General features: G+C 71.0%; 22 protein-coding genes. 10 read left to right on the forward strand and 12 right to left on the reverse strand.

What is annotated here, in order from left to right; translation table 11 throughout:
• A partial coding sequence (locus tag D7W82_RS28630) for a DNA/RNA non-specific endonuclease (protein WP_370451080.1) occupies window positions 1-1,400 on the forward strand: 1,400 nt, incomplete at its 5' end.
• Window positions 1,401-1,427: 27 nt separating this feature from the next.
• On the opposite strand, the gene D7W82_RS28635 is transcribed toward D7W82_RS28630, so the two are convergent.
• From D7W82_RS28635 to D7W82_RS28645, 4 genes are all read right to left on the reverse strand, one after another.
• Window positions 1,428-2,111, reverse strand: coding sequence for a dihydrofolate reductase family protein (locus tag D7W82_RS28635; protein ID WP_120621379.1), 684 nt, complete (start codon window positions 2,109-2,111; stop codon window positions 1,428-1,430).
• Between the two features lie 99 nt (window positions 2,112-2,210).
• Window positions 2,211-2,435: a hypothetical protein gene (locus D7W82_RS40190; RefSeq protein WP_147439601.1), complete on the reverse strand. Its 225-nt coding sequence runs from the start codon at window positions 2,433-2,435 to the stop codon at window positions 2,211-2,213.
• A gap of 49 nt (window positions 2,436-2,484) precedes the next feature.
• The gene (locus D7W82_RS28640; protein WP_120621380.1) at window positions 2,485-2,973 is read right to left on the reverse strand and encodes a hypothetical protein; all 489 of its coding nucleotides are present in this window, start codon (window positions 2,971-2,973) and stop codon (window positions 2,485-2,487) included.
• A 13-nt stretch (window positions 2,974-2,986) separates the two neighbouring features.
• Complete coding sequence (locus tag D7W82_RS28645; protein ID WP_120621381.1) at window positions 2,987-3,688, reverse strand: NIPSNAP family protein; 702 nt, start codon at window positions 3,686-3,688, stop codon at window positions 2,987-2,989.
• Window positions 3,689-3,800: 112 nt separating this feature from the next.
• On the opposite strand from D7W82_RS28645, the gene D7W82_RS28650 reads away from it, so the two are divergent.
• The 4 genes from D7W82_RS28650 (at window position 3,801) to D7W82_RS28665 (ending at window position 8,072) form a co-directional block, all read left to right on the forward strand.
• Window positions 3,801-5,405, forward strand: a complete 1,605-nt coding sequence (locus tag D7W82_RS28650; protein ID WP_233587993.1) for a PLP-dependent aminotransferase family protein — start codon at window positions 3,801-3,803, stop codon at window positions 5,403-5,405.
• 120 nt (window positions 5,406-5,525) lie between these two features.
• Window positions 5,526-6,101: a hypothetical protein gene (locus D7W82_RS28655; protein WP_120621383.1), complete on the forward strand. Its 576-nt coding sequence runs from the start codon at window positions 5,526-5,528 to the stop codon at window positions 6,099-6,101.
• A complete protein-coding gene (locus tag D7W82_RS28660; protein ID WP_120621384.1) occupies window positions 6,074-7,159 on the forward strand; it encodes an MBL fold metallo-hydrolase in 1,086 nt (361 codons plus the stop codon). Before D7W82_RS28655 ends, D7W82_RS28660 begins: the two co-directional genes overlap by 28 nt.
• On the forward strand, window positions 7,146-8,072 hold the full coding sequence (locus D7W82_RS28665; RefSeq protein ID WP_120621385.1) for a hypothetical protein: 927 nt from the start codon (window positions 7,146-7,148) through the stop codon (window positions 8,070-8,072). Before D7W82_RS28660 ends, D7W82_RS28665 begins: the two co-directional genes overlap by 14 nt.
• Here D7W82_RS28665 and D7W82_RS28670 read toward each other — a convergent pair.
• Genes D7W82_RS28670 through D7W82_RS28680 form a run of 3 tightly spaced genes read right to left on the reverse strand, consistent with a single transcriptional unit; the run spans window position 8,069 to window position 10,124 of the window.
• A complete protein-coding gene (locus D7W82_RS28670; RefSeq protein WP_120621386.1) occupies window positions 8,069-8,656 on the reverse strand; it encodes a Uma2 family endonuclease in 588 nt (195 codons plus the stop codon). The genes D7W82_RS28665 and D7W82_RS28670 overlap by 4 nt on opposite strands.
• 51 nt (window positions 8,657-8,707) lie before the next feature.
• Window positions 8,708-9,748 carry a class I SAM-dependent methyltransferase gene (locus D7W82_RS28675; RefSeq protein ID WP_120621387.1) on the reverse strand — a complete coding sequence of 347 codons (1,041 nt, stop codon included), beginning with the start codon at window positions 9,746-9,748 and terminating at the stop codon, window positions 8,708-8,710.
• Between the two features lie 43 nt (window positions 9,749-9,791).
• On the reverse strand, window positions 9,792-10,124 hold the full coding sequence (locus D7W82_RS28680) for an MXAN_6627.5 family MYXO-CTERM protein (RefSeq protein WP_120621388.1): 333 nt from the start codon (window positions 10,122-10,124) through the stop codon (window positions 9,792-9,794).
• A 125-nt stretch (window positions 10,125-10,249) separates the two neighbouring features.
• On the opposite strand from D7W82_RS28680, the gene D7W82_RS28685 reads away from it, so the two are divergent.
• The gene (locus D7W82_RS28685; RefSeq protein WP_120621389.1) at window positions 10,250-11,572 is read left to right on the forward strand and encodes a response regulator; all 1,323 of its coding nucleotides are present in this window, start codon (window positions 10,250-10,252) and stop codon (window positions 11,570-11,572) included.
• A 56-nt stretch (window positions 11,573-11,628) separates the two neighbouring features.
• On the opposite strand, the gene D7W82_RS28690 is transcribed toward D7W82_RS28685, so the two are convergent.
• Window positions 11,629-12,270 (reverse strand): hypothetical protein, encoded by a 642-nt coding sequence (locus D7W82_RS28690; protein ID WP_120621390.1) that lies wholly within the window; start codon window positions 12,268-12,270, stop codon window positions 11,629-11,631.
• Between the two features lie 57 nt (window positions 12,271-12,327).
• Here D7W82_RS28690 and D7W82_RS28695 point away from each other — a divergent pair, with 57 nt between their 5' ends.
• The 4 genes from D7W82_RS28695 to D7W82_RS28710 all read left to right on the forward strand — a co-directional run bounded on the left by D7W82_RS28695 (window position 12,328) and on the right by D7W82_RS28710 (window position 14,773).
• Complete coding sequence (locus tag D7W82_RS28695; RefSeq protein ID WP_120621391.1) at window positions 12,328-12,825, forward strand: hypothetical protein; 498 nt, start codon at window positions 12,328-12,330, stop codon at window positions 12,823-12,825.
• Between the two features lie 59 nt (window positions 12,826-12,884).
• Window positions 12,885-13,514: a thioredoxin-dependent thiol peroxidase gene (gene bcp / locus D7W82_RS28700; protein ID WP_120621392.1), complete on the forward strand. Its 630-nt coding sequence runs from the start codon at window positions 12,885-12,887 to the stop codon at window positions 13,512-13,514.
• Window positions 13,515-13,743: 229 nt separating this feature from the next.
• Entirely contained in the window at window positions 13,744-14,265 is a 522-nt protein-coding gene (locus D7W82_RS28705) for a hypothetical protein (RefSeq protein WP_147439603.1), read from the forward strand.
• A gap of 136 nt (window positions 14,266-14,401) precedes the next feature.
• Window positions 14,402-14,773: a hypothetical protein gene (locus D7W82_RS28710; protein ID WP_147439605.1), complete on the forward strand. Its 372-nt coding sequence runs from the start codon at window positions 14,402-14,404 to the stop codon at window positions 14,771-14,773.
• On the opposite strand, the gene nagZ is transcribed toward D7W82_RS28710, so the two are convergent.
• The 4 genes from nagZ to D7W82_RS28730 all read right to left on the reverse strand — a co-directional run.
• Window positions 14,770-15,834 (reverse strand): beta-N-acetylhexosaminidase, encoded by a 1,065-nt coding sequence (gene nagZ / locus D7W82_RS28715; protein WP_370451081.1) that lies wholly within the window; start codon window positions 15,832-15,834, stop codon window positions 14,770-14,772. The genes D7W82_RS28710 and nagZ overlap by 4 nt on opposite strands.
• 136 nt (window positions 15,835-15,970) lie before the next feature.
• Entirely contained in the window at window positions 15,971-18,070 is a 2,100-nt protein-coding gene (locus tag D7W82_RS28720) for a BatA domain-containing protein (protein WP_120621396.1), read from the reverse strand.
• Complete coding sequence (locus D7W82_RS28725) at window positions 18,067-18,948, reverse strand: DUF58 domain-containing protein (protein ID WP_120561184.1); 882 nt, start codon at window positions 18,946-18,948, stop codon at window positions 18,067-18,069. Before D7W82_RS28725 ends, D7W82_RS28720 begins: the two co-directional genes overlap by 4 nt.
• A gap of 13 nt (window positions 18,949-18,961) precedes the next feature.
• Window positions 18,962-19,968, reverse strand: a 1,007-nt coding sequence (locus tag D7W82_RS28730; protein ID WP_199727848.1) for a MoxR family ATPase, incomplete at its 5' end; no start/stop codon positions are given.

A 19,968-nucleotide genomic window follows, 5' to 3' on the forward strand; every position in this document is an offset into this window, starting at 1 on the left:
ATGCCGCCGCCCCCACCGCCGCGCCCGCGAACACCGCGGTGCCCGCCGGGGCGGACGCTCCCGTCAGCGCGCCCGCTTCGAATGTCGTGGCGCCCACGGGGGGCAGCTGGAAGCGCTCCGCCACCAAGGAGGTGGCCATCTCCGACCTCCAGCAGAAGTTCGGCTGGACGGATGAGAGCTGGCAGGGTCGCCTGCTGCACGCGGCGGACGAGGGCGCTGACGGAAGCCGGGCCTCGAACGGCCAGGTGTCCGCGAAGGAGCTGGAGGCGTACCTCTCCGCGCCCACGGACGCGCAGTTCCTCACGTCCACGGCCCTCCAGCAGCAGCGCGCGGCGCTCGACGCGAAGCTCGCGGGGGGCGCGCAGTCCGCGAAGGTGGACAGCTTCGACAGCCCCTGGCAGCAGTCCGTGGCGAAGCGCGCGGACCTCCTGGGCGGCAACGGCGACGGAGAGCTCTCCGCGGACGAGCTGACGGCCTACATCAACGCCTCCAAGGCGAACCAGGCCAAGGGCACGGGCACGGCCGCGAACACGCAGTGGGTGCCCGACCAGCAGATGGCCACCTTCCAGAGCCGCGTGGCGGAAGTCGCCGGCGAGGTGGATCCGCTCCAGGGCGTGGGCCAAAGCGGCGCGACGCCCGGCCTGAACATGGTGAAGGAGTACTCGCGCACGCTGATGGACACGGACAAGAACGTGCCCACGTTCGTGAGCTACATGCTGTCCGCGGCGGACGTGAAGGAGACGCCCGCGGACGTCAGCCGGCTGGACAGCACCTTCGTGCGCGACCCGGAGCTGAAGCAGGGCGGCGTGGTGGACTCCGACTACAACAACACCGGTTTCGACCGGGGGCACATGAAGCCGGCCGAGGACTCGCCCACGCAGGCGGCGATGAACGAAAGCCACTACATGAGCAACATCGCGCCCCAGCACGGCAACCACAACCAGCAGGTGTGGCGCACGCTGGAGCGCGGTGTCTCCGAGATGATCAAGGAGACCGGCGGCAAGGCCTACATCGTCACGGGCAACCTGTACCTGGACGACAAGGGCAAGCCGCTGCCGCCCGAGTCCCTCCAGACGACGGGCTCGAAGGCCGACCGGCAGATCGCGGTCCCCACGCACAACTTCAAGACGGTCCTCCTGGAGCTGCCCAACGGCAACCTGTCGATGTTCGCGTACATGGTGCCGAACGCGAAGGAGGGCCCGTCCAAGAAGGACGACATCCTCCCGCTGCTCCAGCAGTCGCGAGTGCCGGTGGACCAGCTGGAAGGGCTGCTGGGCCAGGACCTCTACGCGCAGCTGCCCAAGAGCGTGCAGGACAAGCTGGAGAAGGACACCTCCGCCGCGGGCGTCTTCCAGCAGCAGAGCCTCTACGAGTCCGCCACGCTGCTTCGCGCTCCCTGAAGCATCCGTCGGGGGCCGCACACGCTGTCAGCGCCGCACGCGGTAGCGGAGCCACACGATGCCGGAGTCGCGGCGCTCCACGTGGGTGAGCTCCAGCGCGGCGCCCGCGCCGGTGGAGCCCTGGGGCCGGTCGAACAGGGTCGGTGTGCCGGTCAGGCCGTCGGCGGTGGGGTGAATGAGGAGGCTCACCTCGTCGATGAGGCCCGCGGCGAGGAAGGAGCCGTTGATGCCGCCGCCGCCCTCCAGCAGCACGGTCTTGATGCCGAAGGTGTCTCCGAGCTTCTCCAGCACGCGGGCGAAGTCGATGTCCTGCTTGCCGCCGAAGACATAGGAGACACCGCGCTCGCGCAGGTGGGCGAGGTGCGCATCGGGGACGGACTCGGTGAGCACGACGACGAGGTGATCATCGTCGATGGCACCGGACTCCCAGTTCAGCTTGCCGTGGGCATCCAGGGCGATGGCGTAGGACTCCGCGTCCTTGCGAGCGACGAAGTCCGTGCGGGGCAGGGGAGAGGCGGGAGCGGGCTTGGGCACGTCCCCTTTCGCGGCGAAGTCCTCCATGGTGATGCGGCCGCACATCCAGGCATCCGCGTCGAAGGTGTCGGCGGTGCGCTCGTATTCACCGCGCATCGACGCCGGGTCGGGCCAGTGCTTGACGACGATGCGCCCGTCGATGGACGAGATCATGTGGCAGATGACATGCGGCTTCATCGGGAGGCTCCGGAGCACGGGCGGAGCGCGGATGGTTCCCGAGGCGCCAAGGCCTGTCGAACCGATTCAGCGCTGGTCCGTTCACAATCCCGCGAGCTGCTACTGCGTCGCGCCGGGGTCGTCGGAGGCCTCGGCGGTGGAGGGCTTCTCCTCCTCCGCCTTGGGCGCTTCGAGGGGAGGGGACTCTGACTTGCCCACCTGGATGACCACGGGCCTGGAGACAGCGGGCGCGGCGGAGAACCGGCTCCTGGGCGTCGTGCCGACTCCCACGTAGGAACAGCCAGCCAGGGCGAACAGCGGGACAGCGGCAATCAGTCGGCGCATGAACGCATTCAAGCGGACGTGCGTGTGGGAGGTCCAGCCACGGAGGTGTTCAGCCGGTGGCCGTCGCCCGGGTGAACTCCATCACCCAGTTGGTCTCCCAGGTCTCTCCGTCGAGCGAGAAGGCCTGCTCCCACCGGGCCCGGTCGTTGCCCAGGCGGGTCCAATTGAACATGACCTGGACCGGGCGGCCTCCTTCGGTGTCCTCGCCGTAGAAGCGGCCGTGGTCGCCGGTGAAACCTCCGTGCACGGGGGGCTGGAGCACCGCGTGGCGGCTGTCGATCCAGTGGATGGACCAGCGGCGCTCGCGCACGTCGAACAGGCGCAGGGCCATGCCGGAGAAGCCCCGCTCGAAGACGGTCTCCTCGACGTTGGACAGGCCGCCCAGGTGGGGCTGGCAGCGCATCCTGGACGTGAACACGTCCCAGTCGTCACTGCCCGTCAGCCGTTGCTTGAGCTTCCGGTTCACGCACGTCCATTCGCCCATGAGGAAGTCGAAGTCGTGCACGTCGCCCGTGGGCAAGGGAGGGAGGGGCTTCATGGATCGGATCCTTTCAGCGCAGCTCGGAGCGCGCGGTGGGGGCCAGCGTCAGGTGTTCAATCGGCGCGCTCAGCCACGGCTGGAGCGGCTCCGCCCAGCCCTTCGCGGCGGCTCGGCGTCGAAGGTGCGCCGCATCCGGGAACACGGTGAGCCAGGCGAAGACGTGCTCGCCCGTGCGCACGGGCAGGGCTGGGAAGGTGTTCTCCGCGGGCTCGGTCTGGAACAGGCCTCTGGGCGGAGCGCCCAGCTCCGTGAGCACCGGGCGCACGTACTGTTCGAAGCAGGCCGTGAGGGCTTCATCCGCGGGAGCCTTCAGGTAGCAGACCGTCACCTCCACTCGGGAGTCGGGACGTGCGTCCGCGCCTGGCGGTGGACGGGACGTGCCCGGATGCGCGAGGCCCTTGATTGGCCGCAGGAGCAGGACGTTGTCGGAGTCCTGCATCGTCGTGTTGGCCTCGTTCCGGTGCTCCTTCCACACCGGGCCGCCATAGAACGCGCTCAAGGCTTCGCGCCGTGAGGTCATGTCGCGGAAGCCTCGCAGCCACACGAACCGGTCCGGTCGGTCCTCGTCACGGAACTGACCGATGACGTGCATGCCGGTGGCTTCCTGCGACTCGATGAAGGCCCGCTCGAAGAGCGAGATGAGCGCGTCCCGCTGGCCGGGATGCAGCGTGTACTGGCGCAGTTCGAGGACCGAGCAGCAAGAGGACGGCATGAGGGCTTCCGGGGTGCGGGTGCGGAGGCCATCCTTGCCAGGGAACTGGTAGGGTCATGAAGACCACTTTCGACAGAACCGACCATACCAGTTGAAGACCTCCCACGGCGTTGTGTCCTCGCTCCTCCTGCGGCTCGACTCGCGGAGTCCCACGCCGCTCCATGAGCAGCTCTTCGAGGGCATCCGCGCGCGCATCCTCGCGGGGGCACTGGCACCCGGCCTGCGGCTTCCCTCCTCTCGTCAGCTCGCGACCGAGCTGGACGTGGCCCGCAGCACCGTCCTCCAGGCGCTGGACGCGCTCACGGCGGAGGGCTACCTCGTGGCCCGGGCGGGTTCCTGCACGCGTGTCGCGCCGGAGTTGCCCATCCTCGCTGGAGACCGGAGCAGTGAACCCTGGCTCCCTGCTGCCACACGCGCGCCGAGCCCTGACGCGCGGGACCAGGGTTCCCGGCTCGCCGACACTCGCGCGTCTGGCTTCGGAGAACGGGGGCGAAGTGCTTCGCGGGGGCCTCGGCTTGCTGCGTCCGCACGGGCGTTGAAGGCCTCACCGGTCGGTGCTCCGCGCCTCGGGGCCGCGCCCCGCGCGTTCCGGCCCGGTGTGCCCGCGCTGGACCTGTTCCCCACAGCGCTCTGGGCCCGCACGGTGTCCCGCGTTCATGCGCGCGCGAGCACGGGGTTGCTCGACGGGAGTGACCCTTCGGGCCATGCGCCGCTGCGTGACGCCATCGCCACCCATGTGTCCGTATCTCGTGGCGTGCGCTGCTCCCCGGCGCAGGTCTTCATCACGGTGGGCACCCAGCAGGCCTTCGATGAAGTGCTCCGGCTCGCGCTGAACCCGGGGGACTCCGTCTGGGTGGAGGACCCTGGCTATCCCGGTGTGCAGCGCGCCGTGCTCGCAGCCGGGGGACGTCCGGTGCCCATCCCCGTGGATGGGGACGGGCTCGACGTGAGCGCGGGCCTGACTCGTGCGCCTCGGGCCCGGGTCGCGCTGGTCGCTCCTTCGCACCAATACCCGCTGGGCGTCACGCTGAGCCTGGCGCGGCGGATGGCGCTGCTCCAGTGGGCAGAACGGACGCGCTCGCTGATCATCGAGGACGACTACGACAGCGAGTTCCGTCACCGCGGCCGCCCCCTCACCGCGCTCCAGGGACTCGATGACGCCGGCTGCGTGGTCTACGTGGGCACGTTCAGCAAGTCGATGTTCCCCGGCCTGCGCCTGGGCTTCCTCGTGGTGCCGCCCTTGCTCGTGGAGGTCTTCTCCGCCTCGCGCGCCGCCGCGTCCGCGCCCGCCTCCACGCTGGAGCAGGCCGCGCTCGCCGCGTTCCTCGCGGAGGGACACTTCGCCCGTCACCTGCGCCGGATGCGCGTGGCCTATCGCGAACGCGGTGAAGCCCTGCTCGAAGCCCTGCGCGCCGACTGCCCGGACGTGCTGACGCCCCGGCCCTGCGACACCGGGATGCAGGTCTGCGCATCCCTGGCCACTCCTCTGTCCGACCTGCGTGTCCGCGATGAGGCCGCCCGGAAGGGCGTGGAGGTCGCCGCCCTGTCCGACTACTTCCTCGGCCGCCGCCGCGAGTCCGGCCTCGTCTTCGGCTTTGGCGGCGTGCGCCCGGACGACATGCGCGCCGGGACACGCGCCCTGGCCCGGGCCATTGAAGCCGCGCGCCGCCACGACCTCCGCCCCTCTCCACCCCACCCGAAGGGACCTCCCCGGTGAGGGACGATCCGCCCATGAACAGGATGCTGGGTGGGCTGGAAACGTGGCTGTACGAGGCCCCGGCCACCGCCCGGTAGCGCTGACATCCCTTCCCGGGCGCGGGCCGTCTACGATGGCGCCATGACCTGGCGTTTCCTCTTCCTCCCGCTGGCGCTGCTGTCCGCATGCGGCCAGCGGCGCAGCGACCCCGCACGCGTGGCGGAGGACCTGATGCGCCCCGCGCCCTTGGGGGCCTTCGCCGCGGGCACGCCTCCGGTCTCCACGGAGGACTGCACGGTGCGCACGGCGAAGCAGTGCTTCGACCAGGCGCTCACGCTGCTGGCCACGAACGCTCAAGGCCCGGAGCGGCTGCGCGCGTTGTCGCTGATGGGCAAGGCGTGTGACGGACAGGTGAAGGACGCCTGCTCGTGGCTGTCCCAGCACGTGAAGGAGCCCCGGCGCGTGCGCGGCAGTCCGCCGGACGACCCGGTGTTCCAGGAGGCCTTCGAGCACTGGCGCGAAGGCCGCAAGCACCACGTGCGCGTGACGTGCCGGCTGGTGCAGGGCGGCGTGCCCCAGCAATGCGAGGTGCGGGAAGCGACGCTGCCCCCGGACCTGCTGGCGCAGGCGCTCGCCAGCATCCAGGCTTCGCGCTACGTGCTGCCCACCCTCGACGGAGAGCCCTTCGAATGCGACTGGACCATCGTCATCAAGTGACGCGGCTGTGGCCCACGTTGGCCCTGTCGCTGCTCACCGGCTGCTTCGCCGGCACCGTGCACCGGGGCCCGGTGACGGACCACTTCGACGGCGAGTCGTTCCAGAACATCGGCGACGCGCCGAAGCTGTCCCCGCTCACGCTGATCGCGGCCGTGATGGAGGAGCGGCGCGGCCCCTGGCGCGACTCCGCGGAGGAGCCCGCCGGCCCGAAGCCGCCGGAGCGCGTGGGGCCCGGCGAGCTGCGCGTGACGTTCATCGGCCACGCCACGGTGCTGCTCCAGGCGGACGGGGTGAACGTGCTCACGGACCCCATCTATTCGGAGCGGGCGAGCCCCATGTCCTTCGTGGGCCCCAAGCGCGTGCGCCCGCCGGGCATCCGCTTCGAGGACCTGCCGCCCATCGACATCGTGGTGGTGAGCCACAACCACTACGACCACATGGACCTGCCCACATTGCGGCGGCTGGAGGCTGCGCACCATCCGCTCTTCCTCGTGGGCCTGGGCAACCGCGAGCTGCTCCTGGACGAGGGCTTCCAGCGCGTGGAGGAGCTGGACTGGTGGCAGTCCGCGAAGAGTTGTCCCCAGGCGTTGAAGGTGTGGGCGGTGCCCGCGCAGCACCGGTCGAACCGGGGGCTGACGGACCAGGAGGAGACGCTGTGGGCGGGCTACGTGCTGGAGACGTCCGGAGGCCCGGTGCTCTTCGCGGGTGACACGGGGCTGGGGCCGCACTTCGACCGCATCGCGGAGCGCTTCGGGCCCATGCGCCTGTCGGTGCTGCCCATCGGCGCGTTCCGTCCGCGCGTCCTGCACCCGGTGCACATGGGGCCGGAGGACGCGCTGAAGGCGCACCACGTGCTGCGCTCGGGCACGTCCGTGGCGATGCACTACGGCACCTTCCCCATGGCGTGGGATGGCCAGGACGAAGCGAAGTACCTGCTGTTGCGGCTCCTCTTGAGGGAGGAGGTGCGGCCACGCTTCTGGGCGCTCGGCTTCGGCGAGGGCCGGGACGTGCCGCCGCTGGTGCCCGGGAATGACGGACGGGCCGATGCCGGACGCTGAGGGCGCGGTGCCTCCGGAGGTGGAGGCGAAGGAGAAGATGGACCGGGCGCGCGCGTGCATCCGCGCGGGTGAGCTGGAGGAGGTGGTCGCGCTCTGTGACGAGGTGTACCGGCGCTTCACGTTGTCGAAGGTGCCGGCGTTGCAACTCCAGGTGGCGCGGGCGTTGGGGAACCGGGGCGCGGTGATTGGGGAGAAGGGGATGTTCAACGAGGCGCTGGTCCACTTCGACGAGGTGGAGCGCCGCTTCTGGAGCCCGCGCAGGTCGGAGCTCTGGGAGGGCGTCGCGTGGGGGATGCTGTACCGCGCCCGCGTGCTGCTGGAGATGGACCGGGAGGAGATGGGCCGCAACTGGCTGGAGCGGCTGTTGAGCCGCTTCAAGGCCTTCGCGCAGCGGCCCGACCTGCGCGTTCCGGTGGAGATGGCGCGGACGGTGTTGCTCGCCGCCCATAACCAGGGTCAGCGGTTCGAGGAGGCGCTGAGCCAGTCCGAGGCGCTCCTGAAGGAGTACGAAGGAAACACCGAGCCGTTCCTGGTGGAGCAGACGGCGGTGGCGCTGTGCCAGCGAGCCGTCGCGCTCGCGGGATTGGGGCACATGGAGGAAGCGCTGGAGGCGTTCGACGAGGTGGACGTGCGCTACTGCGAGGACACGGACCCGAGGATGCGCGCACTGGTGTCCTCCGCGCTCATGGGCCGGGCGCTCGTGTTGCTTCGGGAGGAGTTCCTCCCGGAGGCGCTGGGCGCGCTCGACGCCATCCTCGAACACGCGGGCCCGAACCCGGGGCTGCGCCTGATGGAGCCCGTGAACTTCGCGAAGTTCCACCGCGAAGTCGTCGAGCGCGAGCTGCAAGTCGAACGCGAGCGGATGGCCCGGAGGCCGAAGCCTCCGCCCCTGGCGAAGCCGAAGCCGCGTTAGTCCGGGGAAGGAAGCGACTTCCAGAGCCAGCCCAGCCGCAGGTCCCGCTCCTCGAAGGGCGGGGCGCGGATGAGGTCATCCTGCTCGCCGTAGACGCCCACTTCCACCCAGAGGCCATCACGCAGCTCGCTCACGGTGAGCGTGCGTGAGTCCAGGTCCACGAACCACAGGTGCTTGATGCCAATGCGCGCGTAGAAGGGCCGCTTGATGCGCGTGTCGTAGCCCCGCGTGGTCGGTGACAGGATTTCACACGCCCAGTCGGGAACATCCGTCCACTGCCCCTTGGGCATCAGGGGAACCCGTTCGCGCCGCCAGCCCGCGAGGTCCGGGATGAACTCCGGAGAGCCGCCCACCCGGATGCCGGGCTCGGTCATGAGCCACCAGCCGCCCGGTCCGTCCTCGCCCAATTGGAAAGGCTCATCGAGTTCCCGGAAGAGCCTCACTTCGAAGTAGCCATGCTCGGTACGTGGCCGCGCATGCTCATACAGCGTCCCATCAATGATCTCGCCCACCACGCCCTCGGGCAGGGCCTCGATGTCAGCGAAGGTCGCCGGACCTTCGAGTGGTTTCGCGCCATAGGCCATGCCTGGAGTGTGGAGTTACCTCCACCGTCTGACAAGCCGGCGCCGGGACTGTCAGTCCGGCTGCGCGATGATCAACGTCTGCAAGGGCAGATGCCGGATGGGCCGCGTGCTCTGGACCTTGAAACCCGCGTCATCCAGGAAGCCCTCGACCTCCGCGGGCGTGTAGGACGCCGCTCCGGACGTGAGGAAGTAGTGCAAGCCGATGAGCGGCGCGGAGGTCCCCTGCGTGTCCCGCTCCTCGCGCAGGTACTCCAGCACCGCCAGCGTTCCCCGGGACACCATGGCCCCGCGCACGCGCCGGAGGAGCGCCACGTTCTGCGCGGGCGTCAGGTGGTGCATCACCTGGAACAGCAGCGCGCCGTCATACGGCCCGCCCAGCTCCGCGGTCAGCACGTCCCCTTCCTTGTGCGTCACCCGGTGCGACAGCCCCGCCTGGGCGATGATGTCCCGCCCCACGCGCACGCTGCCCTCCAGGTCCACCACCGTGGCCTTCAGCCCGCGGTGCATCCGGCACAGCTCCGCCGCGTACCAGCCATGCGCGCCGCCCAGGTCCAGGAGGTGCCTGGCGCCCCGGGGCAGGGGAATGGCCGCCGCCACCTCCGGCGAGGCCAGCCGCGCCAGCTGGTACATGGCCTGGATGTAGTCCCGCCAGCGCGGGTCGTCCGGTGCGAACTGGTGGATGTCCACCGACTGACCGCTCTTCACCGCGGTCTCCAGCTGCCCCCACCAGTCCCACTGCGCGTAGTTGAACTCCAGGAACGCCGTGATGGCCTGCGGCGAGCGCGGGTCCAGCCACCGCCGCGCCCGGGGCGCCAGCCGGAAGCGGCCCCGGCTCAGCTCCACCACCTCGCAGGCGATGAGCGCTTCCAGCAGCGCCCGCATGCCCTCCGTGCTCGTCTTGAGCCGCGCCGCCAGCGCCTCCGCAGTCGCCGCGCCGTCCGCCAGCGCCGCGTAGACGCCCAGCCGGGCCCCGGCCATCAGCGTCCGCGACGCCATCATCCCGAAGAAGGCGTGCGCCAGGGGCTGCGGCGCCAGGTTGAGGAAGTCCGCCACCCGCTCCAGGAGGTTGCTTGCCTTCAGGCCCAGCCGCATCGCGCGTCGCTCCTTGGGGTGGGGGGAGTGGGGCCTGCCGGGGCTACCGGCGCCGCCGCGAGCCTGCCACGGCGGCCACGCCCAGCACCATCAGCGCCGCCTGCGGACCCAACAGACAGCCCTGCGTCTCCGCCTGGCGGATGCCGGTGTACTTGCACTTGGTCGCCACGCAAGTGAAGCGCGGCGCGCAGTCGCTGGTGCTGCGGCAGTCCGTGGGCACGCGCCCGGTGTTGTCGTCCCCTTCCGGGGAGTTCGGATCGTCCGGCTGGCCCGCGTCCTGCTGCGGACCCTCCTGGGCCAGGACCGTCAGGGGGGAGAACAGGAGGAGCCCGGCCAGGAGCCCTGCCGGGGGGATGCGGGAGAAGAGGGAGGGCATGAGGCGGGCGACACCCTAACGCTCCAGCCGGGCGCTTGCATCCATCGTCTGAAGCGGGCGGCCTTCCGGGGTTCCCTGGAAACGCTGGCCGCCCCGGCGTCCGAATCTGCTACGGTCCCCCCGCGATGGCGCCTCGAATCCTCGTCGTGGACGACAACCAGGAGCTCCTCTCCCTCCTCACGCAGCTGTTCGAGGACGCCGGGTATGAGGTGGTGGGCGCCAGCCGTGGCAAGCAGGCCATCGAGGCCGCCCGCGCCCAGCCCCCCGGCTGTGCTGTCTTGGACATCCTGCTGCCGGACATGATGGGCTACCACCTGGCGGACACGCTGCGGAAGGACAACCCCCAGCTGCCGCTGCTCTTCATCACCGGCGTCTTCAAGGGCGGCAAGCACGCCACCGAAGCGCGCCAGAAGTACCAGGCCGCCGGCTACTTCGAGAAACCCTTCGAGGCCCAGAAGCTGCTGGAAGCGGTGGCCAAGGTGCTGCCTGCGGAGAAGAAGGTCCCCGCCGCCTCCATGGCCGACGCCTTCGAGGTGGAGCTGGACATCGACGTGGAGGAGGAGGGCCCGCAGGACGCCATGGAGCTGACCGGCCGCATCAAGGTCACCGGCGGCGGCAACCTCACGGCCGAAATCCGCGGCGCCAACCTCACCGCCACGCCCATGCAGAAGGTGTCCACCACCCAGGTGCGGCCCCCCACGCCGGGCCGCCCGCCGGATCCGCTGCCGGTGGGCGCGGGCGCGCCGGGCAGCCGCCGGGGCGAGCTGAGGGACAACCTGCCCTCGCTGCTCACCGCCTTCTACCTGTCGCGCGAGACGGGCGAATTGGGCGTGCAGCGCGGCAAGGTGAAGAAGGTCGTCTACTTCGAGAACGGCACCCCGGTGTTCGCGCTCTCCAACCTGCTGGCGGACCGCTTCGGGCAGTTCCTGGTGCGCGTGGGGAAGATAAAACCCGAGCAGCTCCAGGACGCGTCCGCCGTCGCCGCGCAGAGCCACCGGCGCACCGGTGACGTGCTGGTGGAGCGCGCCCTGCTCAAGGACACCGAGCGGCTGTACTACGTGGGCCAGCAGGTGAAGGCCATCATCTACTCGGTCTTCTCCTGGGAGGAGGGCACGTACGTGATGAGCTTCAAGGAGAAGGCCTCCTCGGAGTCCATCAAGCTGGACGTGCACCCGGCGAACCTCATCGTCCGGGGCATCAAGAAGCTCTACAAGCCGGAGCGCCTGCGCCGCCTGCTCCAGCCCGAGGACCGGCTCATCCCCGCCGTCGCGCCCGCCTACGGCCTCAACGAGGTGGAGCTGGAGCGCTGGGAGGCGGAGCTCTTGCCCAAGATTGACGGCAACCGCGTGGTGGCGGAGCTGCTCGCGTTCGCCAACCGCCCGGAGCACGTCGTCTACGGCTTCCTGGTGTCGATGATGGCGCTGGGCATCCTGGACAAGCGCTCGTAGCGCTTCGCGGTGCCTCGAAGCGGGCCTGGGAGGCTTCCCGGGCCCGCGGTGCTTCTTCAGACGAGCCGCGAGCCAATCCAGAACAGGCCCAGCGCGCCGGAGCCCAGCGCCACGCCGCGCTGGATCCACAGGCTGATGCGCGCGTTGGCGCGCGACAGGCCTTCCGCGAACAGCAGGCCCACCGCGCCCATGCCGATGAGGATGCCCAGCGCGAAGCCGGGCAGGTACGTCCACGCGGACAGGCTCATGCTGCCGCCCACCAGCAGCGGGGGCAGCGCGATGAGCAGCGACCGCACGCCGCTCACGGCCATGAAGGCCCCGGCCGCGGTGCTCACGGTGTGCACGTGTTCGTGCGGCTCGCGGTCGTGGCCGGGCAGGTGCGGGTGGCCGTGGTCCAGGCTGTGCGGGAAGAGCAGGGCGGTGACGGCCAGCGCCACCAGCACCGCGCCGCCGAACACCTCCGCCCACCGCTCGAAGGTCTCCGACAGGCCCACGCCCGCGAAGAGGCACACCGCCGCGATGCCGCCCAGCATGGCCGCGTGGCCCAGGGCGAAGCGCAGCGCCGTCATGATGGCGACGCGGCGCCGGCCGCCGCCCAGGGTGCCGAGCGTGGCCATGGCGGCGCAGTGGTCCGGCCCCAGGGCGTGGAGCATGCCTTGGGTCAGGCCGAGCAGGAAGGCGAGCAGGATGGGAGCCACGACGGCGCACCCTAGCCGTGGTTTAACCCTGTGGCCAGCAGGAGGACGTCCCACACCATGCGCATTGCCCATCCCCGAACTTCCGCCGCGTTGCTGCTCGCGGGGCTGCTCGCACTGTCGGGCTGCTCCACCGACCCCGGTCCGGAGCAGTTGAAGAAGGCCGAGGATCGCTACCAGGAGCTGATCAACCAGAAGCTCCCCGCCCAGGACCCGGCGTGGACGGAGGTCGCCGCCCAGTTCGAGGCCGTCCCCAAGGACTCCAAGGCCCGCCCGGAGGCCGACAAGCGCCTGGCCGCGCTGAAGGCCGCGCAGGAGAAGGTCCCACCGCGTCCCCTGGCCCGGCCCGGTGCGACGGGGCGCGGGGCCAGCGACGTGGAGGCCAAGCGCGCCGCGTGTGAATCGCTCGCGAAGAAGATGGGCGAGGCCCGCACGGACGCGACGCGCAACATGCTGCGCAAGGTGCTGGAGAGCTGCCAGACGGACCTGGTCAAGCTGGAGGCCCACGACCATCCGCCGGGCGAAGAGGTCCATCCTCCGGGCGAGGGCGCGCGCTGAAGTCCTTGATGCGCGCGTGGAGTTGAGAAGCCCTCGGGGTCTGGGTATGGAGCCGACACATGCCCATGCCCCAAGCAGGTGACAAGGCCCCCGGCTTCTCGCTCCCCGACCAGAGCGGCGCCACCGTCTCCCTCTCGCAGTTCAAGGGGCGGCACGTCGTCCTCTACTTCTATCCGAAGGACGCGACCCCCGGCTGCACCACGGAGGCGTGCGACTTCCGCGATGAACACTCCGCGCTGGTGAAGGCCGGCGCGGTGGTGCTGGGCGTGTCTCCGGACAGCGTCGCGTCCCACCAGAAGTTCGCCACGAAACAGGGGCTGCCGTTCTCGCTCCTGGCGGACCCGGACCACGCGCTGGCGGACGCGTACGGCGTATGGGGGGAGAAGTCCCTCTATGGCCGCAAGTTCATGGGCCTCATCCGCGCGACCTTCCTCATTGGCCCGGACGCGAAGGTCGTCCGCGTGTGGCCCAAGGTGAAGGTGGCCGGCCACGTCGCGGAGGTCCTGGCCACGCTCCAGGGCGGTGCGTCCTCCGACGCGGCTCCGGCCCCGAAGAAGGCTCCGGCGAAGGCTCCGGCGGCGAAGAAGGCCTCCGCCGCGGCGGAGGCGAAGCCGGCGACTGTCAAGAAACCGGCGGCGAAGAAGGCTCCGGCGGCGAAGGGCGCGGCCCGGAAGGGCGCTCGCGCCTGAAGTGGGGCGGGCGCCGGTGCACTCCTGGCGGGACAGGGAGGCCGGGACCGTGTATGCCTGCGCCCGTGGCTGGCTCCTCTCTCCCCGGGCGGGGCTGGCCGTTCACGATGATGCCCTGTCGGCCCTCGGGTCGGACAGCGGGCGGCCGGCAGGGCCTGCCCTCGGGTGGATGCCCGGTGGTGGGCGAGAACGGCATGACCATTCCTGGGGAATGGCGGAGACGATGAACATGCGCGAGCGAGGCATTCAGCGGTGGATGGGGGCGGCGGCGCTGGCGGCGGGCGTGCTCTTGGGCACGGCCTGTGGCGGGCTGCCCGAGACGGGCGGCAAGCAGCCGGACGAGTCGCGGGGCAATGCCTTCGCGCAGCGTGGGACGCAGCCGGAGGCCGTCTACAACGTGGCCGAGCAGCAGGGGCATGAGAACCCCGCTGACGCGCACCACGGTGACGCGGCCGCGAAGCTGCCTCCCCACGTGCTGACGGTGGACCGGGGCTACAACTCCACCATCGAGAAGATCGGCTCCAGCATCGACCCGCGCACGCCGGCCAAGGCGGGCAAGTCCAACAACTCCAAGTGGGATGACGCGGGCGGCATGATGGCGCACCGCTACGGCGTGCTCGGCGGGGCGACCTATTCGCCCGCGGCCGAGGGGCTGGGCGGCTGGAGCATCTCCACCGCGAACGAGCTCACGCGCGGCTTCGACGCGCCCTACTCCTACGTCAGCCCGCCCGTCTACCTGCACGACCGGTAGTTGGACGGAAATCCCAGGGCGCCCGCCGGCCAGCGTGCCAGCGGGCGTCCGGACTCCGGCCCTGCCACTCCCGGTGGGGCGCAGGGGTGGCCACTCCTTCTGTCGAGGCCATGACGGCTTCTGGAGGGAGCAGGCCATGCACTCAAAGAGACTTCATCATTGGACGCTGGTGGCGGTGTGCGCCGCGACGGCCGCGCTGGTCGGCCCCGGCTGCAACCGTGACAAGCCCACGATGCCGCGCGCGGGGAGCCGCTACCAGGGCGTCGCCAATACGCAGCAGCCCGCGCCACCGGGAACGGGGGGTTCTGGCGCCACCACGCCCACGGACGCGAGTGGGTCGCCGCTGAAGCCGCAGCCCGCCGGGGCCCAGGGCCTGCAAAACCAGATTGGCGCGCCCGGCTTCACCACGCCGCAGGAGCCGGTGCCCGGAGACCGGGGCGGGGCCCTCCGCTTCCAGGGCCCCATGGGCCAGGGCTCCGAGCTGGGCTCCAGGCACGCCACCCACTAACGCGACGCGAGCATGACCTCCGTGGGGTCCTTGCCGGTGAAGGCACTGGCGAGTCCCTCGGCCAGCGCGCGGTGCTCCGCGTCGCCCAGCGTGGCGAGCCGGTCCTCGGCGGGGTGCGCGAAGCGGGCGGCGAGCGCGTCCAGGCGGCGGTGCGCTTCCGTGATGCGCTCGCGCGGGACGCGGCCGGACTCCACCGCCTTCACCAGCGCTTCGATGGCGGTGCGCTGCACGTCCGCCTTGTGGCACACGAGGAACAGGTCCACGCCCGCGAGCGTGCCCTGCACCGCGGCCTCCGCCACGGAGTAGTGGTCCGCGATGGCCTTCATCTCCAGGTCGTCGCTGACGACCACGCCGTCGAAGCCCAGCTCCTCGCGGAGCAGGTCGTGCAGTGCGCGGTGGCTCATGGTGGCGGGGACGCCCTGCTCCAGCGCGTCGAACAGCACGTGCGCGGTCATCAGCGACGCGAGCCCCGCCTTCGCGAAGGCCTGGAACGGCACCAGCTCCACGCGGCGCAGGCGCTCCAGGTCGTGCGGCAGCTTCGGCAGGGTGAGGTGGCTGTCCGTCGTCGTGTCGCCGTGGCCGGGGAAGTGCTTCCCGCAGGACGCCACGCCGCCGGCCTCCAGGCCCCTGGCGAGCGCCACGCCCAGCCGGCCCACCTCCACCGGGTCGCGGCTGAAGCTGCGGTCGCCAATCACGGGGTTGGCCGGGTTGGTGTCCACGTCGAGCACGGGCGCGAAGTCCCAGTCGAAGCCCACGGCGCGCAGCTCGTGCGCGAGCAGCCGGCCCACGCGCTCGGCCAGGGCTTCGTCGCCGCGCTGTCCCAGCTCACGCATGGGAGGCAGGGCGGTGAAGGGCTCACCGCGGAGGCGCGCCACCCGGCCGCCCTCCTGGTCCACGGAGAGGATGAAGGGCCGGCCCGCGCGCGTCTTGATGTCACGGCACAGCGCCGCGGTCTCCGCCGCGGTGCCCACGTTGCGCTTGAAGAGGATGGCGCCGTAGATGCCGTCGTCCATCAGCGCCGCGAGGTCGGCGTCGATGCGGGTGCCAGGGAAGCCCACCATGAAGAGGCGGGCGCAGTCGCGGTACAGGGCGGAAGCAGGGCTCACGGCCGCGCAGTGTGGCAGAGCCCGGCTCCCGAGGGGCAGTGGATGCGTGCCCCGAGCGTCGGCTGCCTGTCAGGGCGCGGAGCGGCCGGGGCTACTTCCGCAGCAGGGTGCCTTCGAAGAAGAACGCCAGGCACGCGGCCAGGATGAGCCACGTCCACAGCGGCACCGCGGGCTTGTCCGCGTCCCCCGTGGAGGCCTTCACCGTGTCCTCGCCGAAGTAGGCCGTCAGCGTGTCCGGCGGCACGCGCGTCAGGTCGCTCTCCGCCGGGTCCAGCGTGGCGGCGAAGTCCAGCGCGGCCACGGGCTTCCCATCCGCGCCCAGCACCGCGTGCACGCCCGGCTCCACCGTGGGGCCCGCCACGAACGAACCGTCCGGCTGCGCCTTCACCGGCAGCTCGCTGCCATCCGGCGCGCGCACGCCCGCCACCTTCTGCGTGCCCTCCGGGCGCAGCGTCACGGTCTCACCCACGCGCACGCGCACCTCCTCGCGCTCCTCCAGCGAGCCCGTGAGGTACGCGGCGAAGCGCTGCATCAGCGGCAGGAAGCTCGTGCGGATGGCGAAGTCGCTCCAGTCGCGGTCCACCGTGCTGGTGAACAGCGCCACGCGACCCTTGCCCCGGCGCGCCACCGCCACCGCGGGCGCCCCGTCCTCGTACGTGGCCAGCACCTGGCTGGTGCCCGGCGCGGACGGGCTGTCCGCCTCCAGCAGCATGTACTTGTAGAAGCGCGCCCCGATGAGCCCCTCCTCCGCGCGGCCCGTGAAGGGCGCGAACAGCGGATGGTCCACCTTCACCTGCGCCAGCTTCGCCGTCTTCGTCTCCGCGTCCGGGTCCTCGCGCTCGGCGCTCGTGCGCACCAGGCGCAGGGGGCGCGGCAGCAGCGTGCCCAGCCGCTGGTTGTACGCCTCCGGGTTCACGTGGTCGCCCACGCTCACGAAGAGGCCGCCGCCGTTCTCCACGAAGGCCGCCAGCTTCCGCGCCTCCTCCTCGGACGGCGCCGGGGTGTTGAGCAGCAGCACCAGGTCGTACGCGCTGAAGTCCTCGCGCAGCCCCACCTCCGCGTCGCGCACCGCCACGTCCACCGGCGAGCCCGGCGACGTGAGCGCCGCGTCCACGAAGAAGGCCTCGTCCCGGTAGCGCGTCGCGTGCGGCGAGCCGTTCACCACCAGCGCCTTCAGCCCGCGCGGCACCGGCAGCACGAAGGACCGCCGGTCGTCCTCCGCCAGCGCGTCCGGCGCGAGCGTCACCTGGCCCACCACCGTGCCGCCCTGCGGGAAGCGCACCGTCAGCGTCTTCTGCGTCGTGCCGCCCGCGGGCACGTCCACGAAGCCCTTGGCCAGCGTGGACTCGCCCACGCGCACCGCGGCCTCCAGGTCCTTGGCCGGCGTCGCGCCGAAGTTCCGCACCGTGAACGTGAACTGGTACGCGCGCGGCCCCGCCTGCAGCGCGGGCTCCACCCGCAGGTCCACCAACGCGTGGTTGTCCAGCGACTCGCGCCCGGACGCCACGTCGCGCAGCACGACCTCCGGCTTCACCAGCGCGCCCGTGGGCCCCTTCACCGTGGGCGGCGGCGCTTCCAGCCGGAAGCCGGAGCCCGTCATGTCGGAGACCACCACCAGGCGCTTGCCCGGCATCGGGTTCTCCTCCAGGGACCGCGCGGCCATGTCCAGGCAGCGCGACAGGTCCGCCGTGCCGTAGGTGGGCTTCGCCTCGTCCACCAGCGCGCGCAGCCGTGCCCGGTCGAAGCCCGGCGGCGGAGGCGCTTCCGGCGACGCCGTGCACACCATCACCGTGGCGGGCTCCTCCGGCAGCAGGTCCTTGAGCGCGTCACGTGCCTCGTCTCGGCCCTTCTCGAAGTTCGACGTGCCGTCCGACCAGCGCATGGACAGCGACGCGTCCAGGATGACCGCCGTGGCCGCCGGCCCGCGCGTCACCGTGGCCGCCTGCGCGTCGCGGGTGAACTCCGGCCGCGCCAGCGCGATGGGGATCGCCAGCAGGATGAGCGTGCGCAGCGCGTACAGGAGCAGCCGCTTCAGCTTGAGCCGGCTCGCCGTGCGCTTCTGGCTGCGCAGCACGAACGCGAGCGGCCCGAACGGATGCGCCCTCGGCCGGCGCCGGTCGAACAGGTGCACCAGCACGGGGATGAGCGCACCCAGCGTGCCCAGGAGGAACCACGGGTTGCCGAACGTCACCGGCGCCTCCCTCGGCGTCCCAGGAAGCGCAGCAGCACCTCATCCAGCCGCTCGTCGGTGCGCACCAATTCGTAGTCCACGTCGGCTTCAGCGCACTTCGCCTTCACGTCCGCGAGGAACGCGCCGAACTCCTCCAGGTAGCTCTGCTTGATTTCACGCGGGTTCACCTCGATGCGGCCCTCGCCCTCCATGTCCAGGAAGAGCGTGGGGTCGTCGAAGGGGAACGTCAGCTCCGCGGGGTCCACCAGGTGGAACACCGCCACGTCGTTCTTGCGCTGCCTGAGGGCCAGGATGCGCTTGAGCGCCTCCTGCCGTTCATCCAGCAGGTCCGACAGCACGATGACCGTGGAGCGCCGGGGCAGCACCTCCGCGAGGTGATCCGCCGCGCTGCCCAGGTCCGTGGGGCCCTTGGCCTCCGTGTGCTCCAGCGCGTCCAGCAGCACGTTGAGGTGACCGGCGGAGGCGCGGGGCGGCACGTCCTTGAACGCGCCGCCCACCATGACGGCCAGGCCCGCCGCGTCCTGCTGGCGCACGAGCAGGTAGCTGAGCGCGCCCGCGAGCGTCTTGGCCACCTCCAGCTTGGACATCGCGCCGCTCTGGTAGCCCATGGACGCGGACGCATCCACGACCATCACCGAGCGCAGGTTCGTCTCATGCTCGAAGCGCTTGACGTAGTACTTGTCGAACTTGCCGTAGGCCTTCCAGTCCAGGTGGCGCAGCTCGTCGCCGGGGGCGTACTCCTTGTGCTCGGCGAACTCCACGCTCTGGCCCTGATGGGGGCTCTTGTGGAGGCCGGACAGCACGCCCTCCATCACGGCGCGGGCGCGCAGCTTCACGCCCTGGAGGCGGGACAGCGTCTGGGCGTCGAGCAGCGCCATGGGGTGGACGCGCCTAGCCCTTCACCACCGTGAGGAGCTGATCGATGAGCTTCACGGACGTGATGCCGTCGCTCTCCGCGGTGAAGTTGGGCAGCACGCGGTGGCGCAGCACGGGCCTCGCCAGCGCCCGCACGTCCTCCACCGTGGCCACGAAGCGGCCGTTGAGGATGGCGCGCGCCTTGGCCGCGAGCACCAGGTACTGGCTCGCGCGAGGGCCCGCGCCCCAGGACACGTTCTTCGCCACGAAGTCCGGCGCGCCCGCTTCCTTGGGACGCGTGTGGCGCACCAGGTCCACCGCGTAGCGCACCACGTGGTCCGGCACCGGCACGCGGCGCACCAGCTCCTGGAGGGCGAGGATGCGCTCGGGGGACAGAATCTTCTCCAGCTTCGGCGGCGCCCCGGCGGTGGTGCTCTTGACGATCTGCACCTCCTCCTCGGCGGTGGGGTAGCCCACGTCCACCAGGAACATGAAGCGGTCCAGCTGCGCTTCCGGGAGGGGATAGGTGCCCTCCTGTTCGATGGGGTTCTGCGTCGCGAAGACGAGGAAGGGCAGCTCCAGCGGGTACGTGCGGCCACCGGCGGTGACGCGGTACTCCTGCATGGCCTGGAGGAGCGCGGCCTGCGTCTTGGGCGGCGTGCGGTTCACCTCGTCCGCGAGGATGATGTTCGCGAACAGCGGGCCCTGCATGAAGCGGAAGGAGCGGCGGCCGGTGGTCTTGTCCTCTTCCAGGATGTCCGTGCCGGTGATGTCCGACGGCATCAGGTCCGGCGTGAACTGGATGCGGTTGAAGGACAGGTTGAGCACGTCCGCCAGCGTGGAGATGAGCAGCGTCTTCGCCAGGCCCGGCACGCCCACGAAGAGGCAGTGGCCGCGGCTGAAGAGCGAAATCAGCAGGTGCTCCACCACGTCCCGCTGGCCGACGACGCGCTTTTCAATCTGCTCGACGATGGCGTTGCGGGCCTGGGCAAGCTCTTCGACGGCGCGCAGGTCCTCGGGGGTGGCGTCGGACGGGGGAAGAG

It is taken from the genome of Corallococcus sp. CA049B (genome assembly GCF_003611685.1).
In the GTDB taxonomy this organism is placed as follows: Bacteria; Myxococcota; Myxococcia; order Myxococcales; family Myxococcaceae; genus Corallococcus; species Corallococcus coralloides.